Raw genomic sequence first — 14,637 nt, forward strand, 5'->3', positions numbered from 1 at the left:
AAACGTTCGATGCAAAGGTTGGGTAGAATCGGCTTTTTTCCTCGTCCCAAGGAATACCCATGGCTTCGCTCTACAGCGCACGCAGTCGCGCCATCGAACCTTTTCACGTGATGGCGCTGTTGGCCCGTGCCAATGAACTGCAGAGCCAGGGTCACGACGTGATCCACCTGGAAATCGGCGAACCAGACTTCACCACGGCGGCCCCCATCGTTGCCGCCGGGCAGGCCGCATTGGCCGCTGGCCATACCCGCTACACCGCAGCGCGAGGCCTGCCGGCGCTGCGCGAGGCGATCGCCGGTTTCTATCAGCAGCGCTACGGCCTGGACATCGACCCGCAGCGCATCATGATCACGCCGGGCGGCTCGGGAGCCTTGCTGCTGGCCGCCAGCCTGCTGGTCGATCCGGGCAAGCACTGGCTCCTGGCAGACCCCGGCTACCCGTGCAATAGGCACTTTCTGCGCCTGGTCGAGGGCGCCGCGCATCTGGTGCCGGTAGGCCCCGAACAGCGCTACCAGCTCAACGCCCAACTGGTGGAGCAGCACTGGGACGAGCACAGCGTCGGCGCCTTGGTGGCATCGCCTGCCAACCCTACCGGCACACTGTTGAACAAGGACGAACTGAGCGCATTGAGCCAGGCCGTCAAGGCGCGCCAGGGGCATCTGGTGGTCGACGAGATCTACCACGGCTTGACCTATGGCACGACGGCCGCCAGCGTACTTGAAGTGGACGACGACGCATTCGTCCTGAATAGTTTTTCCAAGTATTTCGGAATGACCGGATGGCGACTTGGCTGGCTGGCCGCGCCGCCCCAAGCCATTCCTGAGCTGGAAAAACTGGCGCAGAATCTGTACATCAGTGCGCCGAGCATGGCGCAACATGCAGCATTGGCCTGCTTCGAACCGGCCACGCTGGAGATCTTCGAGCAACGCCGCGAAGCCTTCGGTCACCGCCGTGACTATCTGCTGCCCGCCTTGCGTGCCTTGGGCTTTGCGATTGCGGTCGAGCCTGAGGGTGCGTTCTACCTGTATGCCGATATCAGTGCATTCAGCGACGATGCCTTCGCGTTCTGCCAGCATTTCCTGGAAACCGAGCACGTTGCTTTCACGCCCGGCCTGGATTTCGGCCGCTACAAGGCCAGCCACCATGTGCGCTTCGCCTATACCCAAAGCCTTCCCAGGTTGGAGCAGGCTGTGGCGCGCATTACCCGTGGCCTGCAGAGCTGGCGGGCGCGATGATTTTTTCGCCGGCCCTGGAGCAGGGGCGCCTGATCCAGCGCTACAAGCGGTTTCTGGCCGACATCGAACTTGAAAGCGGTGAGCGGATGACCATTCACTGCCCCAACACCGGCTCGATGCTCAACTGCATGATGCCCGGTGGCCGCGTGTGGTTCACCCGCTCCAGCGACCCCAAGCGCAAGCTTCCCGGCACGTGGGAGATCAGCGAAACACCGCAAGGTCGGCTGGCATGCATCAATACCGCGCGGGCCAACGCCTTGGTCGAGGAGGCATTGCACGCAGGTCGCATACCGGAGCTTGCCGGCTTCGTTGCGCTCAAGCGCGAAGTGCCCTATGGCCAGGAGCGCAGCCGTATCGACTTCAGGCTGGACTATCCCGGCGCGTCTGCATGGGTCGAAGTAAAGAGTGTGACCCTGGGCTTTGCCGGCAGTCGCATTGCAGCGTTTCCCGACGCTGTCACCCAGCGCGGCGCGAAGCACTTGCGCGAGCTGGCCGTACTGGCGCGCAGCGGAGTGCGGGCCGTGCAGTTGTACTGTGTCAACCTCGACGGTGTGGATGCTGTACGCCCCGCCACCGAGATAGACGCAGGCTACGCATTGGCATTGCGCCAGGCGGTGGAGGCTGGTGTTGAAGTACTGGCTTATGGGGTGCATCTGGATACGCACGAGATTGTCATCGACCATCGATTGCCGGTGATCCTGCAAGGCTGAGTGGGCGAGGTGCTGCAAAAGTCGAGGCAAAAAAAGACCCGGCAAAGTGCCGGGTCAATAACCGTGATTAGCCTGATGAGGAGACATCTGAAAGTCCGAACCAAGGGCCTTCCAGAGATCACCAGTCTCGCGACTGGATGTGATAATCATAACGATTCTCATTTAAGAGTCAAGTGCTACGTGCAATTATTTAATCCACCTGCGGACCCTCGGTCTAGAGCCTGCGAGCGGGCGACAGGGCTTCGACCTGGCTATTGAGACTGTTTTTCCGTTCGCACGACAGCTCACTCCAATGCACATTGCGCAACGCCCCTTCGATGGCATAGAGAAGCACTTTCGAGGCGCGGAAGCCGCGCTGCCTCACCGCGCAGTACGCCTGCACGGCACCTGCCCGGCGCAAGTCGGAAGCACTGTGGATGCCGACGGCATGCAGCCACTGCGCGGATGTCTTGCCCAGATTCTTCAGGGCCAGAAGTTCATCGGTCATCAAACCTCCTGGCCTCGGCCAAGGAATGAGCGGGGGGCGATGAAGCAGTTGCCAATCTGGCAGTGTAGCGGTGGCAGAGCGGCCTGCCGAATGGCCGATCTGCCTTCCGGGTCTGGCTGTATGTTACAGCCCTGGCAGGCGTTGCCGGATCTGCTTGACCAGCTTGTCCAGGCTGCCGCTCTCGTTGGTTTCCACGCGGCGAGTCTGCAGCAGCTCGGCTTCGCTCAACGGCTCGCGGCCGGCCTGCTGAGCGTCGATCACGGCCTGGGTAGCATCCGAAGGATCCTCGGCCTGTGCCTGGCGCTGCTGCAGCCAGCTGGATATCACGGCTGCGGGCGCGTTGCAGTCCAGGATCAGGAACGGCACTCCGGTGGATTCGGCGATTCGAGCCGCTGCCGCCCGTTGGTCAGCCTTGAGATAGGTCGCGTCGATCACCACCGGCAGGCCGGCGCGCAGTACGTGCTCGGCCAATGCGTGCAGGTGCAGGTAGGTCGCTTCGCTGGTGCTGGCGTCATACAGGCCCGTTTCGGCGCTCTGGGCACCGAACAGGCGTTTGCGCTCCACGTCCGAGCGCAGGCGGATGGCACCCAGCGCTTCGACCAGGCGCAGCGCGACGTGGCTCTTGCCTACGGCTGACACACCGCTGGTAACGGCCAGAAAGCGCGAAGGAATGGCGCTGTAGCTTTCCGCCAGGTTCGCGTAATTGCGGTACTGGCGCAGCGTCGTTGCACGCTGCACTCCACTGGCGTCGGGCGACATGCTGAACAGGGCCACCTTGGCCCGTACCAATGCGCGGTAGGCCTTGTAGAAGTTGAGCAGCTCCAGCCCTTGGTAATCCCCGGTCAGCTCCAGATACTGGCTGACGAAGCGCCGCGCCAGGCTTTTCAGCCCGCGGTCTTCGAGGTCCATGGCGAGGAAGGCGATATCGGCATACACATCGGTGAAACGGAAAGGCTCGTTGAACTCGATGCAGTCGAAGATCACCACTTCGCCATCGATGACGGTGGCGTTGCCCAGGTGTATGTCGCCATGGCACTCGCGGATGAACCCTTCCTGCTTGCGCAGCGCCAGCAGCGGCTCCAGGCGCACGTAGCTGCTTTGGGCCCAGGCTTGCAAGGCATCCAGCTGGGCCAGATCATCCTTTTCGGTAAGGAACGGGCGAATCTGTTCGAAGTTCTGCTCGACCGGGGCCATCGCCGCCTTCGGCGTGCCGGCCTCGTGCGCCTCCGGCACCACTGGCGCGGCCCGGTGGAAATCGGCAATCTGCCGCGCCAGCGAATCCACGTGCTCCTGGGTCAGCTCTCCATTGGCCTGCAGGGTGCTCAGCAGGTTGCCGCCTTCGAATTGGCGCATCTGCAAGGCATACTCGATGGGTGCGCCTTCGCCGCCCAGTCGAGGCGTTTGCGCGCTGCCGGTGATCGGCAGAACCTGCAGATACAGGTCGGTGGTCAGGCGCTGGTTCAGTCGCAGCTCCTCGGCGCAGAAGTGGGAGCGGGCGGACAGTTCGGTGAAGTCCAGAAAGCCGAAATTCATCGGTTTCTTGATCTTGTAAGCGTAAGGCCCGGTCAGTATCACCCAGGAGATATGCGTCTCGATGACCTGGAACCCTTCTACCGGATGCGGGTACAGGGCCGGGTTTTGCAGGGCGGCGATCAGGGTCTGGCTCACAGGCGATCCTTCATTGGCAGAGGTGATTTCAAGGCGGTCATTATGGCCACTGCCACCGATGATGCAAACCGCCGACGGTCCCTGCCCGCGACAATTCAAAGTGCGTATAATCCGCCGCCATGACTCGAACCCGATCTTCCCGTACCCCCAAAAAACCTCCTTCCGGCGGCTTGCGCACCTGGCTTGGCTGGGGCCTCAAGCTGGGTCTGGTAGGCCTGGTGATCCTGGCCGGCTTTGCCGTCTACCTGGACGCCGTTGTCCAGGAAAAATTCTCTGGCAAGCGCTGGACCATTCCCGCCAAGGTCTACGCACGCCCGCTCGAGCTGTTCGTCGGTCAGAAACTGGCAAAGAATGATTTCCTCACCGAACTCGATGCGCTCGGCTACCGTCGGCAAACGACCGTCGACGGTCCCGGCACCGCCTCGGTCAGTGGCAACACGGTCGACCTGAATACACGCGGCTTCCAGTTCTACGAAGGGCTCGAGCAGCCGCAGGCGGTGCGCGTGAAGTTTTCCGGCGACTACGTCTCCGAACTGGGTGGCGGCGCAGGCAAGAAGGTCGCGGTGGTGCGCCTGGAGCCGTTGCTGATCGGCGGCCTGTACCCGAAAAACCTCGAAGACCGCATCCTGATCAAGCTCGACCAGGTGCCGCCGTACCTGCTCGACACACTGGTCACTGTCGAAGATCGCGACTTCTACCACCACTTTGGCGTCTCGCCCAAGTCGATCGCACGCGCCATCTGGGTCAACACGTCCTCGGGCGCCATGCGCCAGGGCGGCAGTACCCTGACTCAGCAGTTGGTCAAGAACTTCTACCTGACCAACGAGCGCAGCCTGACCCGCAAGCTGACCGAAGCGATGATGGCGGTGTTGCTGGAGCTGCACTACGACAAGGGTGAAATCCTCGAGGCCTACCTCAACGAGGTCTTCGTTGGTCAGGACGGCCAGCGCGCCGTGCATGGCTTCGGTCTTGCCAGCCAGTTCTTCTTCAGCCAACCCTTGTCCGAACTCAAGCTGCATCAGGTGGCCTTGCTGGTGGGCATGGTCAAGGGGCCATCTTCCTACAACCCGCGGCGCAATCCGGAACGAGCGATGGAGCGCCGCAACCTGGTACTCGATCTGCTGGCCCAGCAGGGCGTGGCGACCCAGGAGGCGGTCGATGCGGCCAAGAAGATGCCATTGGGCGTGACCAAGCGCGGCAGCCTGGCGGACAGCTCGTTCCCTGGCTTCCTCGACTTGGTCAAGCGCCAGTTGCGCGACGACTACCGCGACGAGGACTTGACCGAAGAAGGCCTGCGCATCTTCACCAGTTTCGACCCTATCCTGCAGACCAAAGCCGAATCGTCCGTGACCGATACCTTCAAGCGCCTGGCCGGGCGCAAGGGCTCGGACGAGGTCGAGGCAGCCATGGTCGTCACCAACCCTGAAAGCGGTGAGGTCCAGGCGCTGGTCGGCAGCCGCGTACCGGGTTTTGCCGGCTTCAACCGCGCGCTCGACGCCGTACGCCCGATCGGCTCGCTGATCAAGCCTGCGGTGTACTTGACGGCGCTGGAGCAGCCGAGCAAATACACCCTGACCAGTTGGGTGCAGGACGTACCGTTCTCGGTCAAGGGTGCGGACGGCCAGATCTGGAAGCCACAGAACTACGAACGTACCTCCAATGGCACGGTGTTCCTGTATCAGGGCCTGGCCCATTCCTACAACCTGTCGACGGCTCGGTTGGGTCTGGAACTGGGCGTGCCCAATGTGCTCAAGACCCTCGGCGAACTGGGCGTGCAGGTCGACTGGCCAGCCTACCCGTCGATGTTGCTCGGTGCCGGTGGCTTGTCGCCCATGCAAGTGGCAACCATGTACCAAACCCTGGCCAACGGCGGTTTCAACACGCCTATGCGTGGCATTCGCAGTGTCCTCACGGCCGAAGGCGAACCGCTCAAGCGCTACCCGTTCCAGATTCAGCAGCGCTTCGATCCTGCCTCCATCTACCTGATCCAGAACGCCATGCAGCGCGTGATGCGCGAAGGTACCGGACGTTCGGTCTACAACGTGCTGCCGAGCAGCCTGAACCTGGCCGGCAAGACCGGCACCAGCAACGACTCGCGCGACAGCTGGTTCGCCGGCTTCAGCCAGGACGTGCTGGCCGTGGTCTGGCTGGGCCGTGACGACAATGGCAAGACGCCGTTCACCGGTGCCACCGGTGCGCTGCAGGTCTGGACCAGCTTCATGAAGAAAGCCGATCCCTTGCCTTTGGATACGCCGGTGCCGGAAAACGTGGTGCAGGCCTGGATCGACGCCAAGACCGGACAGGGCTCGGATGCCAGCTGCCCCAACGCTGTGCAGATGCCGTATATTCGTGGCAGCGAACCGACGCCAGGCACCGCATGCGGCGGTGCCAATCCGGCGGCCGACGATTCGGTGATGGACTGGGTCAAAGGCTGGTTGAACTAAGCAAAGGGGAATGAAGTGAACAAGTGGTGGTTTCCTGCCTTGACGGCATTGGCTTTGCTCAACGGTTGTGCCAGCGTGGAGCGTGGCTCCATTCCAGTGGTCGATTCCGGCTCTGCGGTCACCAATGGCGAACGCGTGTCGCGTACCGGCGGCTTCCGCCAGACCACCGTGGTCCGGCCCAAGGCGCAGGCCCAGGCGATCACCGAAGATTCCGGCGTGGTGGTCATGGTTCCGCAGGGTGCAGGCTCGCAGCCGATCCAGAGCTTTCCGGCGCCGGGCAACAGCGCGCCGATCAGCACCGGCCCGATCACCCCAGGCCCGATCGTCCCCGGTCCGAGCAGCTCGGCCCCGGCCTATGCCCCGCCGGCGCCCAGCACGACCTACAACATGCCGGCCAATGCTCCTAGCGGGATTCCGCGAGCCAGCGGCAACAGCGCCGGCCTGTCCGCCGATGAGCAGTTGGACGGGCCGGTGCTTGCCCTGTTGACCACCGCCCAGCAACAGCAGGGCGGTGGCGACTTGAACGGTGCGTCATCGAGCCTGGAGCGTGCACAGCGGATCGCACCGCGTGAACCGCAGGTTCTGTACAAGCTGGCTCAGGTGCGCCTGGCCCAGGGTGATGCGGCCCAGGCCGAGCAACTGGCCCGTCGCGCGCTGACCTATGCCAATGGCCGTCCGGATCTGCAGGCGAGCCTGTGGAACACCATTGCCCAGTCGCGCGACAAGCAGGGTGATGCCGCCGGGGCCAATCTGGCCCGTCAGAAAGCCAAGAGCGCGTCTTGATGGATAATCGTTTTCTGGCGATTGCCGAACACCTGCTGTTGATCGAACGCGAGCTGCGCCAGCAGGGTTGGTGGCAGGACGTGCCACCCAGCGCCGAAGCGCTGGCCAGTGTCGAACCATTCAGCGTGGACACCCTGGATTTCGATCAGTGGCTGCAGTGGATCTTTCTGCCGCGCATGAAAACCATCATCGAGCAGGACCTGCCATTGCCCAATGCGTCGGGCATCCTGGCCATGGCCGAAATGGTCTATGCCGATCGCGCCGAGCAGAGCCGCGGCCTGCGCGCCAGCCTGGCGCGTTTCGACGAGTTGATCGGCCAGGTGCGCTAGCCCTTCAGCTGCACTGCTCGTCGATCACCTTGCGCACTTCCTCGATCCTCGCCTGACGCTCCTGCTCTGTCAGGCGCTTGACCTCGCCGTTGACCTGTTGAAGCACCCGCGGATTGTTCTTCAGCTGCGCCAGGTTGGTCCTGACGCCGGTACAGAATTCGTTGCGTCGCGCTGCCTCGTCGGCAACCTGCGATTTCACTTTGCGGTCGATCCTGCGTTGCTCGGCTTCGCCACTGGCTTTCATCACCGCTTCGTTGGAGATCGGCTCGGGCGGGGTCACCGGTTTCACGCCTTCGACGGCTGTCGCCTGAACACCGTTGGGCGGTCGTGCATCAAAATGCGTCACACCTTGGCTATCGACCCATTTGTAGATTTGCCCTGCCATTGCCAACGGGCACAGGGCAAGCAGCAGGATACTCACAGCAATGGTTGAACGCATGGCGCCTTCTCTGAGGGTGGGTTACGCATGAAACTACCATAGCCTGGCAGCTCGGCAGGGTTTATTGCGCCGTTTGGGTGCAGGCGCGCAATAAAATGCACGCATCGCTTGACTTGCAGCAGACGAATCACAACAATCGAAAGTCCGCTGTACAGGGACTGCCAGAAGCAGACCCACACAGCAGAGCACAGGCGCACACCAGCGCCGACCCGTTATACCCGCAACGCGTTACCTCGCGCTGGGTGGGAAAAACCCGTGACACTTGGGTACTCCCAATACTTGCTCAGTCAGTGCTGACGTACGTCGGCGACCACCGTCGCTCATGCTCTGCTGGCAGTAAACCTATTAAGACCCGTTCCCATGGAACGGTATTCTGGCGTTTTAGAGGTGAACAACGTGGAGCTTTTATCTGGCGCTGAAATGGTCGTCCGCTTCTTGCGCGACGAAGGCGTTAAGCACATCTACGGGTACCCCGGCGGTGCCCTCCTGCATGTATACGATGCCCTGTTCAAGGAGCCTGCTGTCGAGCACGTGCTGGTCCGTCACGAGCAGGCAGCCACCCACATGGCCGACGGCTATGCCCGTGCCACCGGCAAGGCCGGTGTCGTGCTGGTGACCTCCGGTCCGGGTGCCACCAACGCCATCACCGGTATCGCCACTGCCTACATGGACTCCATCCCGATGGTGATCCTCTCCGGGCAGGTGGCCAGCACGCTGGTGGGTACCGACGCGTTCCAGGAAACCGACATGATCGGCATCTCCCGGCCCATCGTGAAGCACAGCTTCATGATCAAGCACGCCTCGGAGATCCCCGAAGTCCTGAAAAAGGCCTTCTACCTGGCGCAGTCCGGTCGGCCCGGCCCGGTCGTGGTCGATATTCCCAAGGACATGACCAACCCGGCCGACAAATTCGAATACGTCTATCCCAAGAAGGCCAAGCTGCGTTCCTACAGTCCGGCGGTCCGTGGCCATTCCGGGCAGATCCGCAAGGCTGTCGAAATGCTCCTGGCGGCCAAGCGCCCGGTCATGTACGCCGGTGGCGGTGTCATCCTCGGTGGAGCTTCCGCTGCCTTGACCGAGCTGGCCCAGATCCTCGACCTGCCGGTCACCAACACCCTGATGGGGCTGGGCGCCTACCCGGGCATGGATCGCCAGTTCGTCGGCATGCTCGGCATGCACGGCAGCTACACGGCCAACCTGGCCATGCACCACGCCGATGTGATCCTGGCCGTGGGCGCACGCTTCGACGATCGCGTGATCAACGGCGCCGCCAAATTCTGCCCCAACGCCAAGATCATCCACATTGACATCGACCCGGCGTCGATCTCCAAGACCATCAAGGCGGACGTGCCCATTGTCGGTCCGGTGGACAGCGTTCTGACCGAAATGCTCGCCACCCTCAAGGACATCGGTGAAACCCCGAACAAGGACACCGTTGCCAGTTGGTGGAAGCAGGTCGAGGAGTGGCGTGGCGAAAACGGCCTGTTCCCCTACGACAAGGGCGATGGCTCCAAGATCAAGCCGCAGAAGGTCATCGAGACGCTGTGCGAGGTCACCCAGGGCGACGCCTACGTCACCTCGGACGTCGGCCAGCACCAGATGTTCGCGGCCCAGTACTACCTGTTCAACAAGCCCAATCGCTGGATCAACTCCGGTGGCCTGGGCACCATGGGCTTCGGTTTCCCAGCGGCCATGGGCGTCAAGATGAGCTTCCCCGAGGCCCACGTTGCCTGCGTGACCGGGGAGGGCAGCATCCAGATGAACATCCAGGAGCTGTCTACCTGTCTGCAGTATGGCTTGCCGGTCAAGATCATCCTGCTCAACAACGGCGTGCTCGGCATGGTGCGCCAATGGCAGGACATGAGCTACGGAGGTCGCCATTCGCATTCCTACGTCGAATCCCTGCCTGACTTCGTCAAGCTGGTCGAAGCGTATGGCCACGTCGGCATGCGCATCACCGATCTCAAGGATCTCAAGCCGAAAATGGAAGAAGCCTTCGCCATGACCGACCGCCTGGTGTTCCTCGATATCCAGGTCGACGTCGGCGAGCACGTCTATCCGATGCAGATCAAGGACGGCTCGATGCGCGACATGTGGCTCAGCAAGACGGAGCGGACCTAATCATGCGGCACATCATTTCGCTTTTGCTCGAGAACGAACCCGGCGCCTTGTCGCGCGTGGTAGGGCTGTTCTCGCAGCGCAACTACAACATCGAAAGCCTGACCGTGGCGCCTACCGAAGACCCGACCCTGTCGCGCCTGACGTTGACCACGGTAGGGCAGGATGAAGTGATCGAACAGATCACGAAAAACCTCAACAAGTTGATCGAGGTGGTCAAGCTGGTAGACCTGTCGGAAAGCGCGCACATCGAACGCGAGCTGATGCTGGTCAAGGTCAAGGCCACTGGCGCCCAACGCGCCGAGATCAAACGCACCACGGACATCTTCCGCGGGCAGATCGTTGATGTCAGCAGTAGCGTCTACACCGTTCAGCTGACGGGCACCAGCGACAAGCTGGATAGCTTCCTGCAGTCTATCGGCACCGCCTCGATCCTCGAAACCGTGCGCAGTGGCGTGACCGGTATCGCTCGTGGCGACAAAGTGCTGAGCATCTAACTCAATTAGCGACCGGCCGAAACGGCCTAGATAACAGGTGATATTCAATGAAAGTTTACTACGACAAAGATTGCGACCTCTCGATCATCCAGGGCAAGAAAGTAGCCATCATCGGTTACGGCTCCCAGGGCCACGCCCAGGCGTGCAACCTGAAGGATTCGGGCGTCGACGTCACCGTGGGCCTGCGCAAGGGCTCGGCTACTGTCGCCAAGGCCGAGGCCCATGGCTTGAAAGTAGCCGACGTCGCCACTGCCGTTGCCGGTGCCGACCTGGTCATGATCCTGACCCCGGACGAGTTCCAGTCCCAGCTGTACAAGAACGAAGTCGAGCCCAACATCAAGCAGGGCGCAACCCTGGCTTTCTCACACGGCTTCGCCATTCACTACAACCAGGTCGTGCCGCGCGCCGACCTGGACGTGATCATGATCGCGCCCAAGGCGCCGGGTCACACCGTACGTACCGAATTCGTCAAGGGCGGCGGTATTCCTGACCTGATCGCCATCTACCAGGATGCCTCGGGCAACGCCAAGAACGTCGCGCTGTCCTACGCTTCCGGTGTGGGCGGCGGCCGTACCGGCATCATCGAAACCACCTTCAAGGACGAGACCGAAACCGACCTGTTCGGCGAGCAGGCCGTTCTCTGTGGCGGCACCGTGGAACTGGTCAAGGCCGGTTTCGAAACCCTGGTCGAAGCCGGCTATGCGCCTGAAATGGCCTACTTCGAGTGCCTGCACGAACTCAAGCTGATCGTCGACCTCATGTACGAAGGCGGTATCGCCAACATGAACTACTCGATCTCCAACAACGCCGAATACGGCGAGTACGTGACCGGCCCTGAAGTCATCAACGCCGAATCGCGCCAGGCCATGCGCAATGCACTCAAGCGCATCCAGGATGGCGAGTACGCCAAGATGTTCATCAACGAAGGCGCTACCAACTACCCTTCGATGACCGCCAAGCGTCGCAACAATGCCGCCCACGGCATCGAAGTCATCGGCGAGCAGCTGCGTTCCATGATGCCTTGGATCGCCGCCAACAAGATCGTCGACAAAGCCAAGAACTGATACAGTTTCAGGCGACAAAAACGCGGCCATGGCCGCGTTTTTTCGTTATGGTGGCAAGCTTCTGGTATAAAGCTGCAACGTTTTGCGGTCGAACCCTCGACCCAGACGCCTGTCGAAACTTTCCACACCGTTGCAAGGTATTGTCCATGAGCGAACGTCCCGAAGAGCCAAACAAGGCTCCTGACGCCGAAAGCCTCCTGCCGATCGATGAGCATGTCGAAGAAGGGCATGACGCCGAAGGACGTAAAGTCCGGCACCGCGGCATCTATCTCCTGCCCAACCTGTTCACCACGGCAAACCTGTTTGCGGGTTTCTACTCGATCATCAACTCGATCAGTGCCCAGAGCGCCGGCAATGCTGCCGAAGCCAGCAAGTATTTTGCCTACGCTGCCATCGCCATCTTCGTGGCCATGGTGCTCGATAGCCTGGACGGTCGCGTCGCGCGCATGACCAATACCCAGAGCGCCTTCGGTGCGGAATACGACTCCCTGTCCGACATGGTCGCATTCGGTGTCGCACCCGCGCTGCTGGCCTTTGGCTGGGCACTGGGCGACATGGGCAAGGTCGGCTGGATGGTGGCCTTCATCTACGTCGCAGGTGCGGCACTGCGCCTGGCGCGGTTCAACACCCAGGTCGGCACCGCCGACAAGCGCTACTTCATCGGCCTGGCCAGTCCGGCTGCTGCCGGTGTGGTCGCAGGTCTTGTGTGGGCGTTCAGCGACTACGGCATCCAGGGCTCGAAGATGTCCTTCCTGGTCGCCCTGCTGGTGGCGGCAGCAGGCATGCTGATGGTCAGCAACATCAAGTACAACAGCTTCAAGGAGCTGGATCTCAAGGGTCGTGTGCCCTTCGTAGCCATCCTGGCGGTCGTTCTGGTGTTCGCCGTGGTGTTCAGCGATCCACCCCGCATCTTGCTGCTGATCTTCCTCGCCTATGCCGCTTCCGGCCCGATACAGTATTTGTTACGCATGCGCCGTCACAAAAAAGCAGAGTAAATTCAATTTCACGCATAATCCGTAGTCTCTTGGTATGTTGAACACAGCCAAGGCTACGGAGGCACCATGCTTATCAAGCTATCGCGTGCTTCGGACTGCAAAGAGTCCGAAGTCACCCCCGAATCGATCTATCTCTCGCGCCGCTCGCTCATGGGCGCCACCGCAACAGCCTTGGCCGTTTCGGCACTTCCCTCCTGGGCATCCGCTGCCGACCCATCGCGCTATGAAGGCGTCGACCCCAGCGGTGCGCCCGCCTGGTTGAACGACAAGCTGGGTCAAACCCGCTGGGGTGCGGTCACCGTGCAAGGCGAGGCGATCACGCCTTTCAAGGATGCTACCCACTACAACAACTTCTATGAGTTCGGCACCGGCAAGGGCGATCCTGCAGCCAATGCCGGCACCTTGAAGACCGAACCCTGGTCGGTGGTCATAGACGGTGAAGTGGCCAAGCCTGGGCGCTATGCCCTCGAAGACTTCATGAAGCCTTATCAGCTCGAAGAGCGGATCTATCGGCTGCGTTGCGTCGAGGCGTGGTCCATGGTCATCCCCTGGATCGGCTTTCCCATCTCGGCCTTGCTCAAGCAGGTCGAGCCCACCTCGAAAGCCAAGTACATCCGCTTCGAAACCTTGCAGGATCCCAAGAGCATGCCCGGTCAGCGCTCCGGCTTTGCCTTGATCAACTGGCCATATGTAGAAGGCTTGCGCCTGGACGAGGCGATGAATCCGCTGGCAATCCTTGGGGTAGGGATGTACGGCCGCGAGTTGCCCAACCAGAACGGCGCACCCTTGCGCCTGGTAGTGCCGTGGAAGTACGGGTTCAAAAGCGTCAAATCCATCGTGCGTATCAGCCTGGTCAGCGAACGGCCAGAGACGACCTGGGAAAACATCGCTCCCAGCGAGTACGGCTTCTATGCCAACGTGAACCCGGAAGTCGACCATCCGCGCTGGACACAGGCGCGTGAACGGCGTCTGCCCAGCGGGCTGTTCAGCCCCAACGTGCGTGAGACCGCGATGTTCAATGGTTACGCGGAGGAGGTTGCTTCCCTCTATACCGGCATGGATCTGCGGAAGAACTACTGATGCGTTATCCGTTATGGCGTCTGAGTGTGTTCGTGGTGGCGTGCGTATGGCCTTTGTTATGGCTGTACCAGGCCTGGATATTTGCCTTGGGGCCTGATCCAGGCAAGGTGCTGGTCGATCGGCTGGGGTTGGGCACCCTGATACTGGTGATGATCACGCTGTGCATGACGCCCCTGCAGAAGTTGTCTGGCTGGGCCGGCTGGATAGCAGTGCGACGGCAGTTGGGCCTGTGGTGCTTTGCCTATGTATGCCTGCACCTGGCGGCCTATCTGTTCTTCGTTCTAGGGCTGGACTGGAGTCAGCTTGGGGTCGAGCTGATCAAGCGTCCCTACATCATCGTCGGCAGCCTTGCGTTCCTTTGCCTGCTTGCACTGGCCGTGACGTCCAACCGGTACAGCCAGCGTCGGCTGGGTCGGCGCTGGAAGCAGCTGCATCGCCTCATCTATGTGGTGTTGGGCCTGGGGTTGCTGCACTTCCTCTGGATCGTCCGCGCCGACCTGGAGGAATGGTCGATCTACGCTGCTACGGGTGCGTTGTTCCTCCTGCTTCGCGTTCCTGCCATCGCTCGGCGGATTCCCCGTGTAATGGGGCGAAAACCGCCCATTGTGAAAAAGACCTGAATTAACGGTTGACGGGCTCGCCAATCGCTCTATAATTCGCCCCACTTCCGGCGCAGTCGAAACGATAAACTCCTTGTTAATCAATGAGTTGGCGGTTTCAGAAGGTTCGGAAGGGTTTCGATCGTCAAGGTCGGAAGCGGTGAAAAAGGCAGTTGACAGCGGTTTGAA

The 14,637-nt window shown here is 61.4% G+C and carries 14 protein-coding genes; 11 read left to right on the top strand and 3 right to left on the bottom strand.

Annotation, left to right across the window (positions count from 1 at the left end; genetic code table 11):
* The first annotated feature begins 59 nt into the window (after window positions 1–59).
* Window positions 60–1,235 carry a pyridoxal phosphate-dependent aminotransferase gene (locus IFT80_RS20245; RefSeq protein ID WP_192138184.1) on the top strand — a complete coding sequence of 392 codons (1,176 nt, stop codon included), beginning with the start codon at window positions 60–62 and terminating at the stop codon, window positions 1,233–1,235.
* Window positions 1,232–1,945 (top strand): DNA/RNA nuclease SfsA, encoded by a 714-nt coding sequence (gene sfsA, locus IFT80_RS20250; protein ID WP_122480166.1) that lies wholly within the window; start codon window positions 1,232–1,234, stop codon window positions 1,943–1,945. Before IFT80_RS20245 ends, sfsA begins: the two co-directional genes overlap by 4 nt.
* Before the next feature lie 214 nt (window positions 1,946–2,159).
* On the opposite strand, the gene IFT80_RS20255 is transcribed toward sfsA, so the two are convergent.
* A complete protein-coding gene (locus IFT80_RS20255; protein WP_192138185.1) occupies window positions 2,160–2,432 on the bottom strand; it encodes a TfoX/Sxy family protein in 273 nt (90 codons plus the stop codon).
* A 123-nt stretch (window positions 2,433–2,555) separates the two neighbouring features.
* A complete protein-coding gene (locus tag IFT80_RS20260) occupies window positions 2,556–4,100 on the bottom strand; it encodes an AAA family ATPase (protein WP_192138186.1) in 1,545 nt (514 codons plus the stop codon).
* A gap of 119 nt (window positions 4,101–4,219) precedes the next feature.
* Here IFT80_RS20260 and mrcB point away from each other — a divergent pair, with 119 nt between their 5' ends.
* From mrcB to IFT80_RS20275, 3 genes are read left to right on the top strand one after another with little or no spacing between them, the layout of a single operon-like run.
* Window positions 4,220–6,544, top strand: coding sequence for a penicillin-binding protein 1B (gene mrcB, locus IFT80_RS20265; RefSeq protein WP_122480163.1), 2,325 nt, complete (start codon window positions 4,220–4,222; stop codon window positions 6,542–6,544).
* A 15-nt stretch (window positions 6,545–6,559) separates the two neighbouring features.
* Window positions 6,560–7,327 (top strand): hypothetical protein, encoded by a 768-nt coding sequence (locus IFT80_RS20270; protein WP_185795371.1) that lies wholly within the window; start codon window positions 6,560–6,562, stop codon window positions 7,325–7,327.
* The gene (locus IFT80_RS20275; protein ID WP_185795370.1) at window positions 7,327–7,656 is read left to right on the top strand and encodes a YqcC family protein; all 330 of its coding nucleotides are present in this window, start codon (window positions 7,327–7,329) and stop codon (window positions 7,654–7,656) included. The genes IFT80_RS20270 and IFT80_RS20275 overlap by 1 nt, the downstream gene beginning before the upstream one ends.
* 4 nt (window positions 7,657–7,660) lie before the next feature.
* Here the strand turns inward: IFT80_RS20275 and IFT80_RS20280 are convergent, their stop codons facing one another.
* Complete coding sequence (locus IFT80_RS20280) at window positions 7,661–8,095, bottom strand: DUF4124 domain-containing protein (RefSeq protein ID WP_122480160.1); 435 nt, start codon at window positions 8,093–8,095, stop codon at window positions 7,661–7,663.
* 396 nt (window positions 8,096–8,491) lie between these two features.
* Between IFT80_RS20280 and IFT80_RS20285 the strand changes: the two genes are divergently transcribed.
* From IFT80_RS20285 to msrQ, 6 genes are all read left to right on the top strand, one after another.
* Window positions 8,492–10,216: an acetolactate synthase 3 large subunit gene (locus IFT80_RS20285; protein ID WP_122480255.1), complete on the top strand. Its 1,725-nt coding sequence runs from the start codon at window positions 8,492–8,494 to the stop codon at window positions 10,214–10,216.
* Between the two features lie 2 nt (window positions 10,217–10,218).
* Window positions 10,219–10,710, top strand: a complete 492-nt coding sequence (gene ilvN, locus IFT80_RS20290; protein ID WP_043190700.1) for an acetolactate synthase small subunit — start codon at window positions 10,219–10,221, stop codon at window positions 10,708–10,710.
* A 47-nt stretch (window positions 10,711–10,757) separates the two neighbouring features.
* Window positions 10,758–11,774, top strand: a complete 1,017-nt coding sequence (ilvC, locus tag IFT80_RS20295) for a ketol-acid reductoisomerase (protein WP_043190697.1) — start codon at window positions 10,758–10,760, stop codon at window positions 11,772–11,774.
* 146 nt (window positions 11,775–11,920) lie between these two features.
* Window positions 11,921–12,769 (top strand): CDP-diacylglycerol--serine O-phosphatidyltransferase, encoded by an 849-nt coding sequence (gene pssA / locus IFT80_RS20300; RefSeq protein ID WP_122480158.1) that lies wholly within the window; start codon window positions 11,921–11,923, stop codon window positions 12,767–12,769.
* A gap of 66 nt (window positions 12,770–12,835) precedes the next feature.
* Window positions 12,836–13,849 carry a protein-methionine-sulfoxide reductase catalytic subunit MsrP gene (msrP, locus tag IFT80_RS20305; protein WP_192056414.1) on the top strand — a complete coding sequence of 338 codons (1,014 nt, stop codon included), beginning with the start codon at window positions 12,836–12,838 and terminating at the stop codon, window positions 13,847–13,849.
* Window positions 13,849–14,469: a protein-methionine-sulfoxide reductase heme-binding subunit MsrQ gene (gene msrQ, locus IFT80_RS20310; protein ID WP_192138187.1), complete on the top strand. Its 621-nt coding sequence runs from the start codon at window positions 13,849–13,851 to the stop codon at window positions 14,467–14,469. Before msrP ends, msrQ begins: the two co-directional genes overlap by 1 nt.
* Window positions 14,470–14,637: the final 168 nt, after the last annotated feature.

This window comes from Pseudomonas sp. CFBP 8771 (genome assembly GCF_014841695.1).
Lineage (GTDB): Bacteria > Pseudomonadota > Gammaproteobacteria > Pseudomonadales > Pseudomonadaceae > Aquipseudomonas > Aquipseudomonas baltica.